Source organism: Pannonibacter phragmitetus (genome assembly GCF_050510895.1).
Classification (GTDB): domain Bacteria; phylum Pseudomonadota; class Alphaproteobacteria; order Rhizobiales; family Stappiaceae; genus Pannonibacter; species Pannonibacter phragmitetus_B.
This window is the reverse complement of sequence record NZ_JBNINT010000001.1, coordinates 1,180,081-1,201,391: the sequence shown is the minus strand read 5'-3', so window position 1 is coordinate 1,201,391 and position 21,311 is coordinate 1,180,081. Positions and strand designations below refer to the sequence as shown.

Sequence of the window (21,311 nt, the reverse complement as noted above, 5' to 3'; positions counted from 1 at the left end):
TTACTCCGCTGCAAAAAGGTTGCGGGTCATGGCAAGACCGGCGCCACAGGGCTCTTCGGCATCACGCGCTTCACCGCCGTTGTTTTCGCCGGGGCGCAGGGACGCAAAGTCGAAGAGAGTGCGGTCGAGAAGGTGGGAAGGGCGCGTGTGGGCGAGTGCACGCGCCATGACGCCGAGGCGGCCCGGAGAGGCGCGCTCCCAGTCCATCAGCATGCGCTTCACTTCCTCGCGCTGGAGGCCATCCTGCGAACCGCAGAGGTTGCAGGGGATGATCGGGAACTGCATGCCCGCGGCAAACTTTGCCACATCGCTTTCGGCGCAATAGGCAAGCGGGCGCAGCACCATCAGGTCGCCCTCGTCATTGACCAGCTTCGGCGGCATGGAGGCAAGGCGCCCGCCGTGGAAGAGGTTCATGAAGAAGGTTTCCAGAATGTCCTCGCGGTGGTGGCCCAGCACGATGGCCTCGCAGCCCTGCTCCCGCGCGATACGGTAGAGAATGCCGCGGCGCAGGCGCGAGCACAGCGAGCAATAGGTCTTGTGCGCCGGGATCTTCGACGTGACGATGGAGAACGTATCCTCGCGCACGATGATGTTCTCGATGCCGTTCTTTTCAAAGAAGGCCGGAAGGATCTCCGGCGGGAAGCCTGGCTGAGCCTGATCGAGATTGCAGGCCAGAAGATCCACCGGCAGCAGCCCGCGCCACTTCAGATCCATCAGCACGGCCAGCAGCGTGTAGCTATCCTTGCCGCCGGACAGGCACACCAGCCACTTCGGCCGCTTCACTGCGGCATCCGCAGGCACCATGCCGTAGTCATCAATGGCCTGCCGCACCTCACGCAAGAGGCGCTTGCGCAGCTTCTTGAACTCCACCGTCGAAGGCGCATTGCGCAGCATCACCGGGCAGCCGCTGTCATCCTCCGGCAGGTCCATCAGGGCTGCGGGCGCGGCAGCATCGGCGGTGAGGCCCGCCTCGGGGCCGCTGGTCAGGTCGGTGGCACTCATCGTGGTGGTCCGGATTGCGAAAACTGGGCGAAAGCTGGCGGGCCCTTGCGCATGCGGAATGGCGCCGCGCGCCCGGCCCTTCCCCTTAGACGCGCTGATGGCTGCTTGTAAAGGCCTGCAAGGCCACAGTGCCGCGAAACCCGTCCAGAAGCCCCATTTGGGCATGGACGGCAAATGGGTTAGACAGGAGAACAACCAACACTCGCATGAGTCGGCTCCGCATGACCTATTGCCTCGGCATCCTGCTTCGCAACGGCCTGATCCTAGCGTCAGACTCCCGCACCAATGCAGGCGTGGACCAGATCGCTACCGTTTCCAAGATGACCACCTTTGAAACGCACGGCGAGCGCATCATCACCGTTCTGTCCGCTGGCAATCTGGCCACCACGCAGGCCGTGATCTCGCAACTGAAGCAGAGCTATGGCAGCGGTGACTATCACCGGGACCTTGCCCAGTCGCTGACGCTGTTCGATGCCACGCAGAAAGTGGGTGACACCCTGCGCGACGTGCTGAACCGGGATGCCTCCTTCGTGCAGCCCTATGGTGATCCGGCAGCCTCCTTCCTCGTCGGAGGACAGATCCGTGACGAGGAGCCGCGCCTGTTCCAGGTCTATTCTGCCGGCAACTTCATGGAAGCCTCCGAGCGCACGCCCTTCCTGCAGATCGGCGAGACCAAATACGGCAAGCCGATCCTCGACCGGCTGCTGACGCTGGAGACAGGGCTTGCCGAAGCGGCCAAGCTGGCGCTGCTTTCCTTTGACGCCACAATCCGCTCCAATCTGTCCGTCGGCCCGCCCATCGACCTGATGGTCTATGGCAGGGACAGCCTGACATCCGAACACCTGCATACCTTTGGCGAGGACGACACCTACCTCCTCACCCTGCGCCAGGCCTACGCCCAGGGCCTGCGCGACCTCGTGCGCGGGTTGCCCGTGCCGGAGGTGTGAGGGCGGGTGAGCTCGACATCCAGGACGGTTGCGCCGGAAGGCAGGAGCGCAGGACGTTAGGCACAGTGTCACCCCGGACGGAGCTAAGCGGAGATCCGGGGCGACCCGGAATGTCGCGGCAGGCCTCAGCGAAACGCCAGCGTAGTGAGCGGCGATCCCCCCAAATGCAAAAAGGCCGCCCCGGAGGGCGGCCTTTTCTCCAGCTGGGCTGGAAACCTTAGCGCGAATAGAATTCGACGATGAGGTTCGGTTCCATCTGCACCGGGTACGGCACTTCCGAGAAGGACGGCACGCGGGTGAAGGTGACGGTCATCTTGCTGTGGTCAGCAGCCAGGTATTCCGGCACGTCACGCTCGCTCGACTGGGAAGCCTCGAGAACCAGAGCGAGCTGCTTGGAGCGGTCGCGGACCTCGATGACGTCGCCCGGGCGGCAACGGTAGCTGGCGATGGTGACGCGCTTGCCGTTGACCTTGACGTGGCCGTGGTTGACGAACTGACGGGCAGCGAACACGGTCGGGACGAACTTGGCGCGGTAGACGATGGCGTCCAGGCGGCGCTCCAGCAGGCCGATCAGGTTCTCGGAGCTGTCGCCCTTCATGCGCGAAGCTTCGGTGTAAACCTTCTGGAACTGCTTTTCGGAGATGTTGCCGTAGTAGCCCTTGAGCTTCTGCTTGGCGCGCAGCTGCACGCCGAAGTCGGAGAGCTTGCCCTTGCGGCGCTGGCCGTGCTGGCCGGGGCCGTATTCACGCTTGTTCACCGGGCTCTTGGAGCGGCCCCAGATGTTCTCGCCCATGCGGCGATCAATCTTGTACTTTACGCTGTGGCGCTTCGACATCGCTGTTTCCTTGTGTCGGTTGGCTCATTTTATAAGGAAACGCGCCCTCCTTTACCCCGTTCGCAAGGAACAGGATCGACAGGGGTCCAGCTGAACGGCGCCGGCTGGAAAACCCCACGGGTGCGTGGACCGGCGAGACAAAGCCCCGCACGGATCGCGGGTGCATAGACGAGGCAGGGGCGAATGTCAAATGCAGGCCGGTCTTTGAGCCGCTTTTGCGCGCAATCCAGCCAGTTTTTCCTAAACCAGCAAAGACAGACCGAAGCCCTGCATCAGGCGGCAAGTGGCAAAATCCGGCGAGTCTGACGTGAAAACCACGCGGTCAGGCCGGGAATCGGCACGCAGCACGTCCATCACCGGCACAATGCGCCGCGCCTGCCGGGCAATCGCCTCTGCCGGATCGATCCAGTCCACCGGCCAGGGAGCAAGACGGCGGAAGACATTGGCAAGGAAAGGATAATGCGTGCAGGCCAGCACGACGATATCGGTGCGCGCACCTTCTTTTTCATAGAAGCAATCGCGGATCTCGGCTGTCAGCGCCTCGTCATCAACGCCCTCGCCGCGAATATAGGCCTCTGCCATGCTGGCGAGATTGACCGAGCCGACCAGCCGCACATGGCATTGGCTGGCGAACGATTGGATGAGATCGCGCGTGTAGGCGCGCTTCACCGTGCCGGGGGTAGCCAAAACCGAGACGAGGCCCGAGCGGGTGCGCTCCGCCGCCGGCTTGATGGCCGGCACCGTGCCGACGAATTTCATGTGCGGGAAGGCGGCTCGCAGGTCTGCCCCGGCAAGGGTGAAGGCCGTGTTGCAGGCCACCACCGCCACTTCCGGGTCAAACCGGTGCAGAAGATCGCGGAACAGGGAGATGAGCCGCGCCTTCAGCGCTTCTTCTTCCCAGCCGCCATAAGGAAAGCCTGCGTCATCGGCCACATAGACAAAGCTGCGCTCGGGCATCAGCACCCGCGCCTCGCGCAGCACCGTGAGCCCGCCTATGCCAGAGTCAAAGACGAGCACCGGTTTTGTCATTCGTGGTCATCCTCTCGCGCAGCCTCTTCTCCCGCGCCGTCCTCATCGGCACGGCGGGCGCCATCCGGCTGGTCCTTGCGCGGCCGTGTGGGCCGGCCTTCCAGTGCCGCGATGATGCCGCGAAGCGTCTTCACTTCCTGGTCGGTCAGCGTGGCTTTCTGGAAGATATTGCGAATATTGCGGACAATGTGTGGCCGCCGCTCGACGGGACGGAAAAAGGATACCCGGTCCAGCGCACCTTCCAGATGCTCGAACAGGCGCAGGATGTCGTCCTTGGCCGCTGGCGGGTTGGATTCCACATCAAGACCGAAGGGCAGCGCACCGGCAGTCGCCGTCTTGCGCCACTCATAGGCGCAGACAAGCACCGCCTGGGCGATGTTGAGCGAGGCAAAATTGGGATCAACCGGCAGCGTCAGGATTTCGTCTGCCAGCGCCACTTCCTCGTTGTTGAGGCCCCAGCGCTCGCGCCCGAAGAGATAGCCCGTGGCCATGCCCTTGACGCCCAACGGCACAACCTTGGCCGCCGCTTCATCCGGTCCGCGAACGGGCTTGGCGACCTCACGGGGCCGCGCGGTGGTTGCATAGACGAGAGTGAGATCGGCAATCGCCGCCTCGACACTGTCGAACACCTGCACCTTGTCGATGACATGGTCAGCGCGTGAGGCAGCGGCACGGGCCTTTTCGCTCGGCCACCCGTCACGCGGGTTGACGATGCGCAGGTCGGTCAGGCCGAAGTTGGCCATGGCACGGGCAGCCGTGCCGATGTTCTCGCCAAGCTGCGGTTCGCACAGGATGACGGCCGGCGGGAGCACGTCCACGCTCAGGGCTTCGTCGCGGATATTTGCGTTTCTGGTCATGGGCCGGGGATTTAGCGGAAAGCGGCGGCAAATTCCAGCGCCAGCAGCAGCTCCAGGTGCCCTTGCGGCCAAATTGTCCAACTGATTGCGGCGGATCGTCCATTCATGCCGCAGGCCAGCGCAGCCATCATGGCCACAAGAGGACGGGCAAGGCCGTTTCCCTCACAGGGAAGCGCGGGAGATCCCGTCCGCATGAGGTAATGAGGAGGAACTCCATGCGCACTCAGGTCGTCATCATTGGCGCGGGCCCATCCGGCCTGCTGCTTTCCCAGCTTCTGCATCTTGCGGGCGTCGATTGCGTCGTGCTGGAGCGCAAGAGCCCGGATTACGTGCTCTCGCGCATTCGCGCCGGCGTGCTGGAACAAGGCATGGTCCAGATGCTGGAAAAGGCAGGCGTGGCGGAGCGCATGCACAAGGAAGGCCTTCCGCATGATGGCTTCACTCTCTCGGTCGGAGACACGCGCCTGCGCATGGATCTCAAGGGCCTGACCGGCACGCCGGTGATGGTCTATGGCCAGACGGAAGTGACCCGCGACCTGATGGAGGCGCACACCGCCCGGGGCGCTCAGGTGATCTATGACGCCGAAGACGTGACGCCGCTGGATTTCGATACCGATCACCCCCGCGTCACCTGGAAGAAGGACGGGGTGACTCACGAGATCGCCTGCGACTTCATCTGCGGCTGCGACGGCTATCATGGCGTGGCACGCGCGAGCGTTCCGGAAAAAGCCATCACAACATATGAAAAGATCTATCCCTTTGGCTGGCTTGGCATTCTCTCGCATGTACCGCCCTGCGACCATGAGCTGATCTATTCCAACCACCCCCGCGGCTTCGCCCTTGCCTCCATGCGCTCGCACACGCTCAGCCGCTACTATGTGCAGGTGCCGTTGGACACGCCGCTGGAAGAATGGCCGGACGAGCGCATCTGGGACGAACTGAAGCTGCGCCTCGGCGAGGAAGCCGCTGCCAACATGAAGACCGGCCCCTCCATCGAGAAGAGCATCGCACCGCTGCGCAGTTTCGTTGCCGAGCCGCTGCGCTTTGGCCGGCTGTTCCTGGCGGGCGATGCCGGACACATCGTGCCGCCGACCGGCGCCAAGGGGCTGAACCTTGCCGCCTCGGACATCCATTACCTATCGTCCGGCCTCATCGAATATTACGGCGAGAAGTCGAGCGCAGGCATCAACGCCTATTCGGCCAAGGCTCTGGCACGCATCTGGAAGGCGGAACGTTTCTCCTGGTGGATGACCACCCTGCTGCACCAGTTCCCTGAACTGGGTACCTTCAACGCCCGCATCCAGCAGGCCGACATGGATTATCTGGCCAGCTCCAAAGCAGCCCAGACCAGCCTTGCCGAAAACTACGTGGGACTGCCTTACTGAGGCGGATCTTGCCGGGCAGCATCGGAAAGGGTGCTGTCCGGCGCAGCGCCACCCATGTGGCGGGCGCGGAAGTCAGCAGGAGCCTCGCCGGTTTCCTTGCGGAAGACGCGGGAGAAATACGCCGGGTCTTCGAAACCGAGGTCATAGGCTACCTGCGAGACGGAAAGCCCCGAGAAGGCCAGAAGGCGCTTCGCTTCCAGAATAAGCCGGTCGCGCACATTCTGCGCCACGGTGCGCCCCGTAAACAGGCGGCAATAACGGTTGAGCCGCTGCACCGTCAGGCCCATTTCCGCCGCATAGGCTTCCGCCCCCTGCCCGCTGCGGAACATGTCTTCCACCAACTGGCGGAAGCGGAACAGGGAGAAGCCGGGTGCACGGTCTGCAGATCCCGCCACCTCGCCGGGAAAGACGATCAGCAGGCTGAGTGCGACCAATGGCCGGAAGAACGCCCGGCGCCGCGCGCCCTCGTCAAACTCCCGAGCCATCTCTCCGAAGTAAAACGATAGCCGTGCCTCATGCCCTTGCGGATGCAGGAGCGTGTTTCCAGCCGAGGTCAGCGCCGCGCGCTCCGCGTCACTGCGGCTCTCGCCGCCTGCCACCAGATAGTCGGGCGTGAAGGAAACCACGTAACCTTCCGTTTCAGGTGAAAAGCTCCAGCCATGCAGGACGCCCGGCGGCGTGAAGGCAATGCCGCCCGCCCGTATCTCCCGCTCTCCGTCCGCCTCAATCAGGCGCCCGCCACCCTTCGAGATATGAAGGATCTGCGCCAGATGCTGATGGGCATGCAGCTCCAGCTGCCAGCCCAGCGCCAAAGACCGCGCCCGGATCGTTTCAATGTGAAAGAAATCAAATTCGGAAGCGCCTTCCGTCTCACCATACAGGTGATAGCGCGGCAGGGACGCAGCGGCGCTCATGGGACGGAACCTGCGCTGCAAATGACCGCAGCGCTCCCCTTCCCCTTGAGGGAGAGAAGTTTGCGCGCCGCCATATGAAGAACCTGTTCCCCATCACCCCTCCCCAGCGGCCATTCAGCCGGCCGCGTGGTGGGCGTGCCAGTGCCAGGCGATGTCAATGCGCCGGGCGAGCCAGACCTTTTCATGTGAAGCGACATAATCAAGGAAGCGCGCCAGAGCCGCAGCCCGGCCTGGCCGGCCAACGAGACGGCAGTGCAGACCGATGTTCATCATCTTCGGACTGCCAGCCTCCCCTTCGGCATAGAGCGTGTCGAAGCTGTCCTTCAGATAGGCAAAGAACTGATCGCCCGAGTTGAAGCCCTGAGGCGTGGCAAAGCGCATGTCGTTGGCGTCCAGTGTATAGGGGATCACCAGATGCGGGCCGGAGGGACCTTCCACCCAATAGGGCAGATCGTCGGCGTAGCTGTCACTGTCATAAAGGAAACCACCCTCCTCCATCACCAGCTTGCGCGTGTTCATGGAGCAGCGGCCAGTGTACCAGCCGAGCGGACGCGAGCCAGTGACCTCTTCATGCAGGCGGATGGCCTCCTGCATGTGTGCCCGCTCTTCTTCCTCGGCCATGTTGGCATATTCGATCCACTTGAGCCCGTGGGAAGCGATTTCCCAGTCAGCCTCCTTCATGGCCGCTACCACATCCGGATTGCGGGCAAGCGCAGTGGCAACGCCATAGACGGTGACGGGAATGTTGCGGCTGGTGAACATGCGCCACAGGCGCCAGAATCCAGCGCGCGAGCCGTACTCGTAGATGGATTCCATGTTCCAGTGGCGCTGGCCGGGCCAGGCCTGCGCACCGACGATCTCAGAGAGGAAGGCTTCGGAGGCGGCATCCCCGTGAAGGATGTTGTTCTCCCCGCCTTCCTCGTAGTTGATCACGAACTGAACCGCCACATTGGCCCCACCGGGCCACTGCGGATCGGGAATCTCACGGCCATAGCCGACAAGATCACGCGGGTAGGATGCGTCCATGCGCCTTCAAATCCTTTTGCAAATCAAATCGCAAACAGGATCCATGGAAGCCGGAACAGACAGCTTTGGCAAGCCATGTTCTGACGGCAGGTACCATAAAGGAAGTGATCAGCCGCGCCGCACCGTCCGCTGCGGGGTGGAGCGCACGGGGATCGGGATCAGCACCGGCTCACCCGGAAGGCTCCGGTAGACCTGATCGCGGCGGCCACGTCCCCGGCCTTCCCCGCCATCGCGCGGCAGCATCATGACCGCCGTTCCCATGGCAGCAGAGCCGAGCGTAATGATGAAGCCGAAAGCGAGCAGGATGACCGGCACTGCCGGCTCACTTGCATTGGCGACCAGATCATAGAGCCCGCCCGCATTGAAGGCAAAAAGACCAGCCACGACCACAAGCGCCACGGCAGAACCGGACAGAACGTTGATCACCAGAAGCCGCAACAGCGGGTTTTCAGGCAGAATTCTGGCCGGGCGGATGCTCAGGAGCAGACGGGACAAAACGGGCATGAACGGAGCCTCCTCATGCGGCGAAGCACTTTCGCCATACTGAAACAATGCCCCTCCCCGCCCCGGCAATCAATCCTCCAAAAGGCGGCAAAACGTCTCTTTGAATTTTACCTTTCCACGCTCTTAAAGTTCGTTTCCTAAACTCTATATACTCAACCGATATATATCGGTATGATATATGGAAAGCTCGCATTCCGGGCTCTTTGCCGGAGAACCATCCAGATGAGTGTACGCCGCCTCTGCCTTGCCATGCTTTCGGCAGGCGATGCCACCGGGTACGAAATCCGCAAGGAATCGACCTCCGGCTGTTTCAGTTACTTCGAGGATGCGAGTTACGGGTCGATCTATCCGGCCCTGGCGAAGCTGGAAGCGGACGGTCTTGTCACCATGCGGGAAGAAAAGCTGCCCGGCAAACCCGCCCGCAAGGTGTACAGCATCACGCAGGCCGGGCGTGCCGCGTTGCTGGAAATGCTGCAGGAAGAGCTGCCGCCCGACATTTTCCGCTCGCCGTTCCTTCTGGTGGCCATGTGCGCGCAGCAAGCTGGCGGACCCGCCATACGCAGGGCATTGGACCAGCAGATCGAGCAGACACGCTTCAAGCTCAATCAACTGAGCGAGCTGAAGTCGCGGGTGCCGGACACAGCCGCAAACAAAGGCATGCTCTGGAGCATTGGCTATGGCATCGACTGCATGACACGGAAGATCGAATTTCTGGAGGCTAACCGCATGGAGCTGGAGGCCATCGCTGATGGCGAAGCCGTGCAGGAAACAAGCCCTCCAGTCATCCAGACACCGCTGGCTGCCGAATAAGCAGACCCTGATCATTGGAGCGAGTTCCATGCGTGTTAATTTCTCTGTTCTGCTGGCCGCAGGTATTGCCGGTGGCGTTGGCCTGTGGATGTGGAGCGGCACTCTTGTGGTTGGGGGACTGGGGGACGAGGCCCATGCCGCCCCTCCGATTGCCGAACGGCAGAACGCAGCGGATGTGAAACCCTTCCGTGTCCAGGTGGCCCGGCTGGTGGCCGAGCCGCGCTCGGCTATGCTGGAGGTGCGCGGCAGCACCGAAGCATTCGCCAAGGTTTCCGTGCGCGCCGAAACAGCGGGGCGGATTGTTGAACGCCCGGCCCGGGAAGGCGGCACGGTGAGTGCAGGCGATGTGCTTTGCGTGATCGACAAGGGCACCCGTGAGGCCCGCGTGCTGGAAGCGAAGGCCGCCCTTGCACAGGCCCGCGTCGACTACGAAGCCGCAACGCAGCTCAGCTCGAAAGGCTTTGCCACGGAAAACCGCGTGGCTGCGCTGAAAGCATCCCTTGATGCTGCTGATGCCCGCTTGCAGGAAGCCGAACTGGAGCTGGACCGCACCATCATCCGCTCGCCCATCGCAGGTGTCGTGGAAAGCCCGATGGCCCGGGTTGGTGATCATCTCTCGGTGGGGGCCGCCTGCGGCACGGTGGTGAAGTCAGACCCGATGATCGCCATCGGCCAGGTGTCGGAACTGAATATATCCGGCCTCAGCCTCAACATGCCCGCAACCGTCGAACTGGTGGGCGGAACGACGATGGAAGGCCATGTGCGCTATATCGCCCCGGCCGCCAATCCCGACACCCGCACCTTCCGCGTGGAAGTGGAACTGCCGAACCCGGACGGCCTTGCCCGTGATGGCGTCACAGCCGTCACACGGCTGGAGCTGTCGAAAGGTCAGGCCCACCGCGTCAGCCCGGCAATCCTGACGCTGGATGATGACGGGCGCGTCGGTGTGCGCAGCGTCGACGCAGACAACAGGGTGCGGTTCCTGCCCGTCACAATTGCGGGCGGCGAGAGTGATGGCATCTGGATTACCGGACTTCCGGACACGGTTGACGTCATCACTGTCGGACAGGATTTCGTCGGTGAGGGCCAGCTGGTCGAACCGGTGATGAGCACGGGGGCAAACGGATGATCAGCGCCCTCGAAGCCATCCTGCGCCGCCCAAAGACGGTGCTCATGCTGATGCTGGCGCTCGTCCTCGGCGGCACGCTCAGCTACATAAACATCCCCAAGGAAGAGAACCCGGATATCGACGTTCCGGTCTTCTACGTCTCCATTGCCCAGCAGGGCATTTCGCCGGAGGACGCCGAGCGCCTGCTCGTGCGTCCGATGGAAACAGAGCTGCGCGGCCTGGACGGGCTGAAGGAACTGACGGCCATCGCCGCGGAAGGCCATGCAGGTATCGTGCTGGAATTCGACATCTCGTTCAACAAGGACGAGGCCATGTCGGATGTGCGCGACAAGGTGGATCAGGCGAAGTCGAAGCTGCCTGCAGATGCGGAAGAGCCGACAATCTCGGAAACGAATTTTGCACTTGCTCCGACACTGACCGTAGCCCTTTCCGGCAACGTCCCCGAGCGCACGCTTTACACCTATGCCCGCCGTCTGAAGGATCAGATCGAAGCCGTGGACACCGTCCGCTCCGCCGATCTGGCCGGACACCGCGAAGAACTGCTGGAAGTGCTGATTAACAGCCGCAAGCTGGAATCCTATGCGATCACCCAGCAGGAGCTGATCACCTCCCTGACGCAGAACAACCAGCTGGTTCCTGCTGGCTTCCTCGACAGCGGTTCAGGCCGCTTCAATGTCAAGGTTCCCGGCCTTCTGGAAACGGCGGAAGATGTCTATTCCCTGCCGCTGAAACAGGCGGGCGAAGGCGTCGTCACGCTGGGCGATGTGGCCGAAATCCGCCGCACCTTCAAGGATGCAACCTCGTTCATCCGCGTCAACGGCGAGCCTGCCATTGCACTGAATGTGACGAAGCGCATCGGCACTAACGTCATCGAGAACAACGCCGCCGTCCGCGCCGTGATTGCCGAAGCTTCGAAAGACTGGCCGCAGACCATCCGCGTCAGCGTCATGCTGGACATGTCGGAGAACATTTTCGAGGTTCTGGGGTCGCTTCAATCCTCGATCCTCACCGCCATCTTCCTCGTCATGGTGCTGATCGTTGGCTCGCTGGGCCTGCGCTCAGCGCTTCTGGTCGGCCTTGCGATCCCGACCTCCTTCATGGTCGGCTTCCTCATTCTCACAGGCCTTGGCTACACCGTGAACATTATGGTCATGTTCGGCCTTGTGCTGACCGTGGGCATGCTGGTGGATGGCGCCATCGTGATGGTGGAATATGCCGACCGCAAGATCGCCGAGGGCATGGAGGACCGGGAGGCCTATATCCGCGCCGCCAAGCTTATGTTCTGGCCGATCTTCTCCTCCACCGCGACGACCCTTGCCGCCTTCCTGCCCATGCTGATGTGGCCGGGCGTGGCAGGCGAATTCATGAGCTATCTGCCCATCATGGTGATCATCGTGCTGGCGGCATCGCTGCTGACGGCTACGGTCTTCATCCCTGTCACCGGCGGACTGTTTGCGGTCATCTCCCATTGGGTGGCACGGCATGCCGCAGTGCTGCTGGCACTCGTGTTTTCTGCCCTGTCCGCCTCCGCAGTGCTCAGCGCTCCAGCTCTCAAGGCACTGCCCGCACTCGCCGTCACCGGCCTTGCCATTGCAGCCTTCATCCTTGCCGGCTTTATCAGCCACCGGCTGCTCGTCCCCGCCGTCACCGTCCTGAAACGCCGGGCAGCTCTGCGTTCTGAAGAAGCCCGCGTGGAGGCCGAAATGCTCTCGGGCAGCCATGCTTTCGACGTGCGTGAAGTCAGTGGCCTGACCGGTCTTTACGTGCGCGGGCTCAAGCTGCTCGCCGGAAGCCCCATCGGCAATCTGGCTGCCCTTGCCGCGATGGCCGGGCTCTGCGCCTTCATCACCATCGGCTTCATGACGCACAGCACGGGCGTTGAGTTCTTCGTCGATGAAGAGCCGAAGCAGGCGGTCGTGCTGGTCTCGGCCCGCGGCAACCTGTCTGCTGCCGAGGCCCGCGACATCGTCATGGGTGTCGAGCAGGAAGTGCTGCAGACGGCAGGCGTCATGAACGTGGTTGCCTCTGCCTTCCCCCCGGAGGCAGCAGCGGCGGCGGCGGCATGGACGGCGTACGCGACAAGCCTGCGGATGTGATCGGCGAATTGCAGCTGGAGTTCGAGGATTATTGCTGCCGCCGCAAGGCCGTGGAGATCTTCCAGGAAATCCGCGAGCGCACAGCCCCTCTGCCCGGCATCAAGGTGGAGACCCGCAAGATCGAGGGCGGCCCGCCCACCGGCAAGGACCTCCAGCTTGAGGTGAAGTCCACAGACTACAAGACGCTGGTGGAAACGGTGGCTCGCGTCCGCGCTCATGTGGACAGCATGAAGGATCTGATCGATCAGGAGGATGACCGGCCTCTACCCGGCATCGAATGGCAGATCTCCATCGACCGGGCCCATGCCGGGCGCTATCAGGCCAGTATCGTGCCGGTTGGCAGCATGGTTCAGCTGGTCACAAACGGCGTGCTGATTGGCAAGTACCGTCCTGGTGACAGCGAGGACGAGGTGGACATCCGCGTGCGCCTGCCGCGCGAGGAGCGAACGCTCGACCGGTTTGACGAGTTGCGTCTTCAGACGCCCTTGGGACTGGTGCCGCTTGCCAACTTCATCAAGCGGGATGCCGCGCCCAAGGTTTCCTCCATCACCCGCCGTGACGGCCTTTATTCGATGATGGTGAAGGCCACCGTTGATCCTGCTTCCGGCTTCACTCCGGACGACAAGGTGAAGGAACTGGACACATGGCTGAAGACACAGAGCTGGCCTTCCAACGTGTTCCTGAAGTTCCGTGGCGCGGATGAGGACCAGAAGGAGTCCGGCGAGTTCCTGATGAAGGCGATGGTCGCCTCACTCTTTCTGATGTTCCTGATCCTGCTGACACAGTACAACTCGTTCTACCAGACCTTCCTCACCCTCACGACCGTGATCCTGTCTGTCTTCGGCGTGCTGCTGGGCATGTGGGTGACGGGGCAGAAGTTCTCCATCATCATGACCGGCACCGGCATTGTCGCACTGGCGGGCATCGTGGTGAACAACGCCATCATCCTGCTGGACACGTTCAACCGGTTCCGGGAAGACGGCATGGAAACCCTTGATGCCATTCTGAAAACCTCTGCCCAGCGCCTCAGGCCGATCATGCTGACCACGATCACCACGATTGCGGGGCTGATCCCGATGGCCACGCAGATCAATCTGGACTTCCTCAACCGGGAGATCGCCCTCGGCGGCGTCACCTCCGGCTGGTGGGTGCAGCTGTCCACCTCGGTCATCTTCGGCCTCGGCTTCTCCACACTGCTCACGCTGGTGCTGATCCCGGTGATGATAGCCATGCCCGGCGTCTGGGCCGGCTTTGCGGTGAAACTCTGGCAGCGGATGACAGGCAGAAAACCGGGGTCCGGACCGGGCGCAGACGAAGGCAAGCAAGCTGCCAACAGTCCCGGCACGCCCTTGACCAGTGCAGCCGAGTAAACCGCCGCCCTGACACGCAAAAGCCCCCGTCCGGTGGACGGGGGCTTTGTTTATGGGCCCGGGCAGAGGGGCATCAAGGCGTATCGTTGCTGCCCTTCTCTCCCAGATGATCCAGATCCGTCTCGCTTTCATCCCCATCATCATCACCTGCTGCCAGCACCGCATCAGAGCGGGCAAAGCCGCGATAACTGCGCAAAGCAAAGGGGATAGAAGAGAGATAGGCCAGTGTCGCCAGCGTCAGCATTTCAAACGGATAGCTGACGGTGAGCGCCACAACCAGCACCGCAAGCACGAAGAGCGGCAGCACCAGATCGCGCCGCACCCTCATCCCCACCTTCTTGCCGGAGAATGTCGGCAGACGGCTGATCATCAGGAAACCGATAGCGATCGTGTAAAGCGCAACGAGCGGAGCAAATTCGGGCCAATGCGGCAACAGGCCCAGAAACTCCAGATAGATGGGCAAAAGCACAGTCAGCGCCCCCGCGGGAGCAGGCACCCCTGTGAAGAAATTCACCGACCAGGCAGGCTTGTCCGGATCATCCAGCGCTGCATTGAACCGCGCCAGGCGCAGAGCCGCACAGATGGCAAAGGCGAGCGCGGCAATCCAGCCCAGAGATTTCACCTCCTGAAGCAGCCAGATGTAGAGCATCAGCGCAGGCGTAACACCGAAGTTGACGAAATCCGCCAGCGAATCCAGCTCCGCCCCAAACCGCGACGTGCCCTTGAGCATCCGTGCCAGACGGCCATCCAGAGCGTCCAGAACGGCAGCAATCAGCACCGCACCCACCGCAAAATCCCACCGGCCCTCGAGGGCCATGCGGATGCCGGTCAGGCCGGAACAGAGTGCCAGAAGCGTGACAAGATTAGGCAGGATAAGACGAAGAGGCACCTGCCGGAAACGCCCTGACCGGCGCGGCTTGCCGTCTTCATGACCAGGTTCATAGCTTGCGAAAGGCGTCTCCAAAGAGCTTCTCCTCAGCTGACGCGGGTGATGTGCTGGGCGGTTTCCGGACCAGCCCGCAGATCAGCCAGCACGGTTTCCCCTGCAATCATCGTCTGGCCCATGGCCACTTTCGGCACAGTCGCCGCAGGCATGTAGATATCAAGGCGCGAACCGAAGCGGATCAGACCGAAGCGCTCACCGGCGCCGATGCTCTCGCCTTCGCGCACGAAGCAGACGATGCGGCGGGCCACAAGTCCGGCGATCTGAACGACACCGATCTTCGTGCCGCCGTTCTCGATAACAAGGCCGTTGCGCTCGTTGAACTCGCTCGCCTTGTCCAGCTCCGCATTGAGGAACTTGCCCGGCTTGTAGGCCACACGTGCAATGCGGCCACCAACGGGAGCGCGGTTCACATGGCAGTTGAACACGTTCATGAACACGGAAATCCGCATCATCGGCTCGGTGCCAAGCTCCGCCGCCAGTTCGGCAGGCGGCACGCAAAGGCCAAGCTGATTGACGACGCCGTCAGCGGGCGAAATCACCAGCCCGTCAGTTACCGGCGTAACGCGGGCCGGATCGCGGAAGAAGTAGCAGACCCAGCCCGTCAGGAAGAGCCCGATATAGAACAGCGGGGTGAAGAACCAACCCAGGATCAGCGTTGCCACGAAGGCGATGGCAATGAAGGGCCAGCCCTCACGATGGATCGGAACAAAGGCCTTGGTGATGGTATCGGCAAGCGACATGGGTTTTCCCGTTGATCTTGGGTCCGGAGCCGGAGATTGAAGTGGTCTGCCTCTCTCTTAGTGCCTTTGCCGCCGCAACTGAACCCCGAAAGTGCCTGTGCCCACCAATGCTCAGGCCTGCCGGTAGTCAGTCTCCCAGTAGGCAGGATTGCCATATTTCCCAATCAGGAAGTCAGCCAGCACACGGGCTTTTGGCATCATCGCCCGACCCGGCGGTGCAACGGCCCAGATGGCTCCTGTTCTCGTCACCGGGAAATCAGTCATGACCGCCACCAGCCGGCCATCGCGCAGATCCTCCCACACATGGGCAAGCGATTTCACCGCCAGCCCCAGCCCCAGCAGGGCAGCGTCATAGGCAAAGTCACCATTGTCGCCGCTGATCGCGGCGTCGATGGGACAGGCGATCTCTCCCTGCGGCCCCTCGAAATACCAGACCGGCATGGACCGGAAGCTGAGGCAGTCATGCCGGGCAAGGTCAGCAGGCGTCTCCGGCATGCCCTTGCGGGCCAGATAGGCAGGCGAGGCACAGAGCACGCGGGGATTTCCGGCAAGCCGGCGTGCCCGCAGCGTGGAATCTGCGAGCGGCGCACCCCGGATGGCAAGATCATAGCCCTCCGCCAGCAGGTCAACGATACGGTCCGAGAAATCCAGCTGGAGCCGGAGCTCTGGGTATAGGTCACGGAACTCGGCCAGATACGGCAGCACATGCTTGCGGCCAAAGAACATGTTGAGAGACACACGCAGCGTCCCGCGCGGCCTCGCTGCCTCGTCCTCCAATTCGCGCAAGGTGCCGTCGAGCAGATCCAGCGCCTCGCCAGCCCGGCGCAGGAGCAGTTCCCCCGCGTCGGTCAGCTGAAGACGGCGCGTTGTTCGGCTGATCAGCTGCACCCCGGCATCGCGCTCCAACGAAGCCAACCGGGAGCTGGCGGCCGATGGCGACAGACCGGTCTCGCGCCCTGCGGCGGAGAGATTACCGAGCGCTGCAGCCCGGACAAAAAACGGAGATCCTCCAGCCGCATTATCCGATTCCTTGGGAAAGTTTATGCGATGGCGGCCAGATTATCAGAAATCAACGAAGATGCGAAGGTAGCCGCAGATCACTCCAGCGGAGAAACAGCCATGATGCACATGGGCGGCTATTACGAACACCGGGCCAGACAGGAACGCGCCTTGGCCTTGCGGCAAGCGTGGCAGGGGATGCGGCATTTGGTGAGCAGGCTCATCCATCGCCGCCAACAGGGCACCGGGCGCCCAGTCAGCGTTGAATGCGCGTTGACAGGATGATGGACGAAAGCGTGCGGTCAACGCCGTCAAGTTCGCCGATCCGGTCGATCAGATGGTCCAGCTCCGAGACGGAAGCGGCCTCGACGATGGCGATGAGATCATGACTGCCGCTGACCGAATGCAGCTGGCGCACCTCGCGGATGCCGGCCAGCTCCGCACTCACCCGCGCCAGCGCCTTCGGCACCAGCGTGATCAGCACATGCGCCTTCACCTGCGCCGCCTCATAGGCCTGCGACAGACGCAGGCCATAGCCGGTGATCACCCCTTCCCGCTCCAGCCGCTCAATCCGGGCCTGAACCGTAGTCCGCGACAGGCCAAGGCGGCGCGCCAGTTCGGCAACCGGCATGCGGGCGTTCTCGGACAGGAGGCCAATCAGGGCCCGGTCAGCCTCAGTGATGGACAGAGTGTTCATTACTCTCGTCATTCTGATCAATTTCCAGCTTCATAATGCCATATCCGCAGCTGTGAATCGACACGTCTTTCGCTCATGCTGGACTTCACAACGCCCGGAAAGGGCCAGAGGGGTTCGAGATATGAAGACGATTGCCATCATTGGCGCCGGCAAGATCGGCGCAACCATTGCCCGGCTGCTCACCGGCTCCGGCGACTACCGGGTCACTGTCATTGACCGCTCGCCCGCTGAGCTCACAGCTCTTTCCGGTGAACCTGCCATCGAAACGCTGGCGCTGGACATCAGCGACGGCGCAGCACTGACAGCAGCCCTCACCGGCAAGTTCGCCGTCTTGAGCGCCGCGCCCTTCCACCTGACGATCACCATCGCGGAAGCGGCAGCGAAAGCTGGCGTGCATTATCTCGACCTGACAGAAGATGTGGCGGCCACCCGGCGGGTGAAAGAGATCGCCGCCACAGCGGCCACCGCCTTCATCCCTCAGTGCGGCCTGGCGCCGGGCTTCATCTCCATCGTGGCCAATGATCTGGCGCGCCGTTTCGACAGTCTCGACACTTTGCGCATGCGCGTCGGCGCGCTGCCGCAGTACCCGTCCAACGCGCTCAACTACAATCTGACCTGGAGCACGGACGGGGTGATCAACGAATATATCGAGCCCTGCGAGGCCATTGTGGATGGCCATATGGCCGAAGTGCCAGCTCTGGAAGAGCGCGAGGAATTCGCACTCGATGGCGTCACCTACGAAGCCTTCAACACCTCCGGCGGGCTTGGCACCCTGTGCGAAACGCTGAAGGGCAAGGTGCGGACGCTCAACTACAAGACCATCCGCTATCCCGGCCACGCAGCCATCATGAAAGCGCTGCTGAACGACCTTGGCCTGCGCCACCGGCGCGAGGTGCTGAAGGACATTCTGGAAAACGCACTGCCTGCCACCCTGCAGGACGTGGTGATCATCTTTGTCACCGCCAGCGGACGGCAAAACGGCCGCCTTCTGCAGGAGACCTACGCCAGCAAGGTCTATAGCGGCGTCATCGGTGGACGGCTCTACAGTGCCATCCAGATCACCACAGCCAGCGGCATCGCCGCCGTGCTGGACATGCTCGCCACCGGCCAGCTGCCGCAGCAAGGCTTCCTCCGTCAGGAAGACATCCCCCTCCCCGCCTTCCTCGCCAACCGCTTCGGCCACGCCTATGCCCAGGACGCAGGGCACCGCATGGCGGGATGAACCGCGGTTTCTCACGCAAGCTCACCGCAGACACCGGCCCGCGCTTATGCAAAGCTGCGGGCCGTTTCATATGCTGCTGCTCGCGAAGAGTGCTTGTATCGGCGCCTTGAGTTCCCAAGCGGTTGGGTTTATCTTTGGGGGAAACTCGATTGCCAACGGTGCTGAATTTTTATGGCCTGCGAGTGGTGATCTATCCGAACGATCACAGGCCCGCCCATGTGCATGTGATCGGCCGGGGTAAGGAAGCAGTGCTCCTGTTGAACTGTCCAGATGGCCCGGCTGATGTTCGGGAGAATTTTGGTTTCTCCCGCCGGGAGATGCAGCATATCGTGACAGGACTTGGCGCCAGCGTTGCCGCCCTCTGTCAGAAGTGGAGTGAAGTCCATGGATCTTACTGAGAAGGCCCTTGAAGAGGCCAACAGCCGGGGCGGAGAGGCGCGCAGCGGGGGTATGCCGTGAGTGCCAGCTATGATGCGGCACAGAGCCGTCTTGTAGTCGAACTCGACAGCGGTGTGATCTTACTGGTCCCGGTACACTTGGTGGAAGGGATCGCCGGGGCAAGTCCGGAAACTCTGCGGGATATTGAAGTCAGCCCCTCCGGCCTTGGCCTGCACTGGCCGGAGCTGGACGCCGATGTCTATGTGCCCGCACTTCTGCAAGGCATCTTCGGCACAAGGCGCTGGATGGCCGCACAGCTTGGCGCCTCGGGAGGCAAGGCTTCCAGCCCTGCAAAAGCCTCCGCCGCCCGCAGCAACGGCGCCAAAGGCGGCCGGCCTCGCAAGCAGGCTTAATTGGAGTAAAGCAAATACGACCCTGACAGATCCCGGCACGGAGGCCGGGACCTGTGAGGAAGACAACGTCCAGTCAGGCAAGCTTGCGCCCGCTCACTCACCCGCCTTATGGCCACGCACAACGACGCCGAGTTCGTCCGCTTCCCTTGCAGCACGCAGGCGCTCTTCGGCTTCGTCGGCCTCGCGCTGGCGGCTCCACATGGAGGCATAAAGACCGCCCTTGGCGAGCAGCTCCGAATGGGTGCCGCGCTCGGCGATGACACCGGCCTGCAGCACGAGGATCTGGTCCGCATTGACTACAGTGGACAGGCGGTGGGCGATGACCACTGTGGTGCGGTTGCGGGAAACCTGATCCAGCGCGGACTGAATCTCCCGCTCCGTATGGGTGTCGAGGGCCGAAGTCGCCTCGTCCAGAATGAGGATGGGCGGAGCCTTCAGGATGGTACGGGCGATGGCAACGCGCTGCTTCTCGCCGCCAGAGAGCTTCAGTCCACGCTCGCCCACCTCACTGGCATAGCCCTTGGGCAGCGCCTCGATGAAGCTGTCGATCTGCGCCATCCGGGCAGCGGCACGCACGTCTTCATCCGCGGCATCCGGACGGCCATAACGGATGTTGTAGGCGATGGTATCGTTGAACAGCACCGTATCCTGCGGCACCATGCCGATGGCCTGACGCAGGCTTTCCTGCGTCACATCGCGCACATCCTGCCCGTCAATGGTCACCCGTCCGCCGGTGACATCATAGAAGCGGAACAGCAGCCGGGAGATGGTGGACTTGCCCGCCCCCGAAGGCCCGACGATGGCGACCGTGTTTCCAGCCGGAACCTCGAAGCTGATGCCCTTGAGGATCGGACGGTCCGGATCATAGTGGAACACCACATCTTCAAAGCGGATGGCACCGGAGCCGATGGCAAGCGCCGGAGCGCCCGGCTTGTCCTCGATCTCCGCCGGGACGGCGAGAACGGCGAACATCGCCTCGATATCGGCAAGCCCCTGACGGATCTCACGGTAGATGAAGCCAACGAAATTGAGCGGAATGGCGATCTGCAACAGCAGCGCGTTGATCAGCACGAAATCGCCGATGGTCTGCTCTCCAGCCATCACCGAACGGGCGGAGAGGATCATGCAGGCTGCCGTGCCGATGCCCAGAATGAAGGACTGACCGAAGTTGAGCCAGGCAAGCGAAGTCCAGGTGCGGGTCGCGGCGCGCTCGTAGACTGCCATGGAGGCGTCAAAGCGGGCTGCCTCCATTTTCTCGTTGCCGAAATACTTCACCGTCTCGAAGTTGAGCAGGCTGTCGATGGCCTTGGAATTGGCTTCCGTATCGCTCTCGTTCATTTCGCGGCGGATGGAAATGCGCCAGTTGGACGTCTGCACAGTGAACCAGACATAGGCGGCGATCATCAGCGCTACGATGACAACATAGGCAAAGCCGAACTGGTACCAGATGATGCCCGCCATGATGGCGAATTCAAGCAGTGTGGGAACGCCGTTGAGGATGGTGAAGCGGACAATCGCCTCGATGCCCTTTACTCCGCGCTCGATCACCCGGCTGAGGCCGCCCGTGCGGCGGGACAGGTGAAAGCGCAGCGACAGGCGGTGCAGATGCGAGAAGGTGATGAAGGCCAGCTGGCGTACTGCATGCTGGCCGACACGCGCAAACAGCGCATCGCGGAACTGGTTGAAGGCGACAGCCAGAACGCGGGCGGCATTATAGGCAATAACCAGCATCATTGGCGCCACCAGAAAACCCGGCAGCCCCATGGTTTCGCCTGTCAGAGCATCAGAGGCCCAGGCGAAGAAATAGGGCGAAGCGACCGTCACGAGCTTGGCCACCACCAGAGCCATAACCGCCCAGATCACGCGCAGCTTCAGATCTGCCCGCCCCTCTGGCCAGATATAAGGCCACAGGTTGGCGAGTGTGGTCATGGTCGAGCCATCATCCGCACTCACCTTTGCCGGACCAGAACCGGGGCCATGGGGATTTGCACGTCTTGTCATTCTTGTTTCTC

20 protein-coding genes and 1 pseudogene are annotated in these 21,311 nt (G+C 62.4%); 9 read left to right on the top strand and 12 right to left on the bottom strand.

Annotated features, from left to right (window positions below; genetic code table 11):
* On the bottom strand, positions 1–930 hold the full coding sequence (ttcA, locus tag ACQB61_RS05580; RefSeq protein ID WP_430514302.1) for a tRNA 2-thiocytidine(32) synthetase TtcA: 930 nt from the start codon (positions 928–930) through the stop codon (positions 1–3).
* Positions 931–1,208: 278 nt separating this feature from the next.
* On the opposite strand from ttcA, the gene ACQB61_RS05575 reads away from it, so the two are divergent.
* A complete protein-coding gene (locus ACQB61_RS05575; RefSeq protein ID WP_430511826.1) occupies positions 1,209–1,949 on the top strand; it encodes a peptidase in 741 nt (246 codons plus the stop codon).
* A gap of 217 nt (positions 1,950–2,166) precedes the next feature.
* Here ACQB61_RS05575 and rpsD read toward each other — a convergent pair whose 3' ends face one another.
* The 3 genes from rpsD to ACQB61_RS05560 all read right to left on the bottom strand — a co-directional run bounded on the left by rpsD (position 2,167) and on the right by ACQB61_RS05560 (position 4,670).
* The gene (gene rpsD, locus ACQB61_RS05570) at positions 2,167–2,784 is read right to left on the bottom strand and encodes a 30S ribosomal protein S4 (RefSeq protein WP_019964611.1); all 618 of its coding nucleotides are present in this window, start codon (positions 2,782–2,784) and stop codon (positions 2,167–2,169) included.
* 240 nt (positions 2,785–3,024) lie between these two features.
* Complete coding sequence (murI, locus tag ACQB61_RS05565; protein ID WP_430511825.1) at positions 3,025–3,813, bottom strand: glutamate racemase; 789 nt, start codon at positions 3,811–3,813, stop codon at positions 3,025–3,027.
* Positions 3,810–4,670, bottom strand: a complete 861-nt coding sequence (locus tag ACQB61_RS05560; RefSeq protein WP_430511824.1) for an RNA methyltransferase — start codon at positions 4,668–4,670, stop codon at positions 3,810–3,812. Before ACQB61_RS05560 ends, murI begins: the two co-directional genes overlap by 4 nt.
* Positions 4,671–4,885: 215 nt before the next feature.
* Between ACQB61_RS05560 and pobA the strand changes: the two genes are divergently transcribed.
* Complete coding sequence (pobA, locus tag ACQB61_RS05555; protein WP_430511823.1) at positions 4,886–6,055, top strand: 4-hydroxybenzoate 3-monooxygenase; 1,170 nt, start codon at positions 4,886–4,888, stop codon at positions 6,053–6,055.
* On the opposite strand, the gene ACQB61_RS05550 is transcribed toward pobA, so the two are convergent.
* The 3 genes from ACQB61_RS05550 to ACQB61_RS05540 all read right to left on the bottom strand — a co-directional run bounded on the left by ACQB61_RS05550 (position 6,049) and on the right by ACQB61_RS05540 (position 8,499).
* A complete protein-coding gene (locus ACQB61_RS05550; RefSeq protein WP_430511822.1) occupies positions 6,049–6,969 on the bottom strand; it encodes a helix-turn-helix domain-containing protein in 921 nt (306 codons plus the stop codon). The genes pobA and ACQB61_RS05550 overlap by 7 nt on opposite strands.
* 114 nt (positions 6,970–7,083) lie before the next feature.
* Positions 7,084–7,995 carry an allantoinase PuuE gene (puuE, locus tag ACQB61_RS05545; RefSeq protein WP_430511821.1) on the bottom strand — a complete coding sequence of 304 codons (912 nt, stop codon included), beginning with the start codon at positions 7,993–7,995 and terminating at the stop codon, positions 7,084–7,086.
* A gap of 108 nt (positions 7,996–8,103) precedes the next feature.
* Positions 8,104–8,499, bottom strand: a complete 396-nt coding sequence (locus tag ACQB61_RS05540; protein WP_430511820.1) for a hypothetical protein — start codon at positions 8,497–8,499, stop codon at positions 8,104–8,106.
* Positions 8,500–8,721: 222 nt separating this feature from the next.
* Between ACQB61_RS05540 and ACQB61_RS05535 the strand changes: the two genes are divergently transcribed.
* The 4 genes from ACQB61_RS05535 to ACQB61_RS05520 are packed head-to-tail and all read left to right on the top strand — an operon-like array spanning position 8,722 to position 13,904.
* Positions 8,722–9,309, top strand: coding sequence for a helix-turn-helix transcriptional regulator (locus tag ACQB61_RS05535; RefSeq protein ID WP_430511819.1), 588 nt, complete (start codon positions 8,722–8,724; stop codon positions 9,307–9,309).
* Between the two features lie 28 nt (positions 9,310–9,337).
* Entirely contained in the window at positions 9,338–10,438 is a 1,101-nt protein-coding gene (locus tag ACQB61_RS05530) for an efflux RND transporter periplasmic adaptor subunit (protein ID WP_430511818.1), read from the top strand.
* Positions 10,435–12,534: an efflux RND transporter permease subunit gene (locus ACQB61_RS05525; protein ID WP_430511817.1), complete on the top strand. Its 2,100-nt coding sequence runs from the start codon at positions 10,435–10,437 to the stop codon at positions 12,532–12,534. The genes ACQB61_RS05530 and ACQB61_RS05525 overlap by 4 nt, the downstream gene beginning before the upstream one ends.
* Positions 12,501–13,904, top strand: a complete 1,404-nt coding sequence (locus tag ACQB61_RS05520) for an efflux RND transporter permease subunit (RefSeq protein WP_430511816.1) — start codon at positions 12,501–12,503, stop codon at positions 13,902–13,904. Before ACQB61_RS05525 ends, ACQB61_RS05520 begins: the two co-directional genes overlap by 34 nt.
* 73 nt (positions 13,905–13,977) lie before the next feature.
* Here ACQB61_RS05520 and ACQB61_RS05515 read toward each other — a convergent pair whose 3' ends face one another.
* From ACQB61_RS05515 to ACQB61_RS05500, 4 genes and pseudogenes are all read right to left on the bottom strand, one after another.
* Positions 13,978–14,868, bottom strand: a complete 891-nt coding sequence (locus ACQB61_RS05515) for a CDP-alcohol phosphatidyltransferase family protein (RefSeq protein ID WP_430511815.1) — start codon at positions 14,866–14,868, stop codon at positions 13,978–13,980.
* An 11-nt stretch (positions 14,869–14,879) separates the two neighbouring features.
* Positions 14,880–15,593: pseudogene (locus ACQB61_RS05510) on the bottom strand (phosphatidylserine decarboxylase); the annotation flags it as partial.
* A gap of 108 nt (positions 15,594–15,701) precedes the next feature.
* Positions 15,702–16,634 carry a LysR family transcriptional regulator gene (locus ACQB61_RS05505; protein WP_430514301.1) on the bottom strand — a complete coding sequence of 311 codons (933 nt, stop codon included), beginning with the start codon at positions 16,632–16,634 and terminating at the stop codon, positions 15,702–15,704.
* Positions 16,635–16,845: 211 nt separating this feature from the next.
* On the bottom strand, positions 16,846–17,286 hold the full coding sequence (locus ACQB61_RS05500) for an Lrp/AsnC family transcriptional regulator (RefSeq protein WP_430511814.1): 441 nt from the start codon (positions 17,284–17,286) through the stop codon (positions 16,846–16,848).
* A gap of 121 nt (positions 17,287–17,407) precedes the next feature.
* Here ACQB61_RS05500 and ACQB61_RS05495 point away from each other — a divergent pair, with 121 nt between their 5' ends.
* The 3 genes from ACQB61_RS05495 to ACQB61_RS05485 all read left to right on the top strand — a co-directional run bounded on the left by ACQB61_RS05495 (position 17,408) and on the right by ACQB61_RS05485 (position 19,299).
* Positions 17,408–18,508, top strand: a complete 1,101-nt coding sequence (locus tag ACQB61_RS05495) for a saccharopine dehydrogenase C-terminal domain-containing protein (protein ID WP_430511813.1) — start codon at positions 17,408–17,410, stop codon at positions 18,506–18,508.
* A 158-nt stretch (positions 18,509–18,666) separates the two neighbouring features.
* Positions 18,667–18,906, top strand: coding sequence for a DUF4160 domain-containing protein (locus tag ACQB61_RS05490; protein WP_430511812.1), 240 nt, complete (start codon positions 18,667–18,669; stop codon positions 18,904–18,906).
* 57 nt (positions 18,907–18,963) lie between these two features.
* Positions 18,964–19,299 carry a DUF2442 domain-containing protein gene (locus ACQB61_RS05485; RefSeq protein ID WP_430511811.1) on the top strand — a complete coding sequence of 112 codons (336 nt, stop codon included), beginning with the start codon at positions 18,964–18,966 and terminating at the stop codon, positions 19,297–19,299.
* 93 nt (positions 19,300–19,392) lie between these two features.
* Here the strand turns inward: ACQB61_RS05485 and ACQB61_RS05480 are convergent, their stop codons facing one another.
* Positions 19,393–21,300, bottom strand: coding sequence for an ABCB family ABC transporter ATP-binding protein/permease (locus ACQB61_RS05480; protein WP_430511810.1), 1,908 nt, complete (start codon positions 21,298–21,300; stop codon positions 19,393–19,395).
* Between the last annotated feature and the right edge of the window lie 11 nt (positions 21,301–21,311).

What these genes read in the sequence shown, in the direction of transcription:
- rpsD (WP_019964611.1), bottom strand. Translation starts at nt 2,784, where the DNA reads ATGTCGAAGCGCCACAGCGTAAAGTACAAGATTGATCGCCGCATGGGC.
- murI (WP_430511825.1), bottom strand. Translation starts at nt 3,813, where the DNA reads ATGACAAAACCGGTGCTCGTCTTTGACTCTGGCATAGGCGGGCTCACG.
- ttcA (WP_430514302.1), bottom strand. Translation starts at nt 930, where the DNA reads ATGGACCTGCCGGAGGATGACAGCGGCTGCCCGGTGATGCTGCGCAAT.
- ACQB61_RS05560 (WP_430511824.1), bottom strand. Translation starts at nt 4,670, where the DNA reads ATGACCAGAAACGCAAATATCCGCGACGAAGCCCTGAGCGTGGACGTG.
- pobA (WP_430511823.1), top strand. Translation starts at nt 4,886, where the DNA reads ATGCGCACTCAGGTCGTCATCATTGGCGCGGGCCCATCCGGCCTGCTG.
- ACQB61_RS05525 (WP_430511817.1), top strand. Translation starts at nt 10,435, where the DNA reads ATGATCAGCGCCCTCGAAGCCATCCTGCGCCGCCCAAAGACGGTGCTC.
- puuE (WP_430511821.1), bottom strand. Translation starts at nt 7,995, where the DNA reads ATGGACGCATCCTACCCGCGTGATCTTGTCGGCTATGGCCGTGAGATT.
- ACQB61_RS05500 (WP_430511814.1), bottom strand. Translation starts at nt 17,286, where the DNA reads ATGAACACTCTGTCCATCACTGAGGCTGACCGGGCCCTGATTGGCCTC.
- ACQB61_RS05540 (WP_430511820.1), bottom strand. Translation starts at nt 8,499, where the DNA reads ATGCCCGTTTTGTCCCGTCTGCTCCTGAGCATCCGCCCGGCCAGAATT.
- ACQB61_RS05535 (WP_430511819.1), top strand. Translation starts at nt 8,722, where the DNA reads ATGAGTGTACGCCGCCTCTGCCTTGCCATGCTTTCGGCAGGCGATGCC.
- ACQB61_RS05550 (WP_430511822.1), bottom strand. Translation starts at nt 6,969, where the DNA reads ATGAGCGCCGCTGCGTCCCTGCCGCGCTATCACCTGTATGGTGAGACG.
- ACQB61_RS05575 (WP_430511826.1), top strand. Translation starts at nt 1,209, where the DNA reads ATGAGTCGGCTCCGCATGACCTATTGCCTCGGCATCCTGCTTCGCAAC.
- ACQB61_RS05495 (WP_430511813.1), top strand. Translation starts at nt 17,408, where the DNA reads ATGAAGACGATTGCCATCATTGGCGCCGGCAAGATCGGCGCAACCATT.
- ACQB61_RS05480 (WP_430511810.1), bottom strand. Translation starts at nt 21,300, where the DNA reads ATGACAAGACGTGCAAATCCCCATGGCCCCGGTTCTGGTCCGGCAAAG.
- ACQB61_RS05520 (WP_430511816.1), top strand. Translation starts at nt 12,501, where the DNA reads ATGGACGGCGTACGCGACAAGCCTGCGGATGTGATCGGCGAATTGCAG.
- ACQB61_RS05530 (WP_430511818.1), top strand. Translation starts at nt 9,338, where the DNA reads ATGCGTGTTAATTTCTCTGTTCTGCTGGCCGCAGGTATTGCCGGTGGC.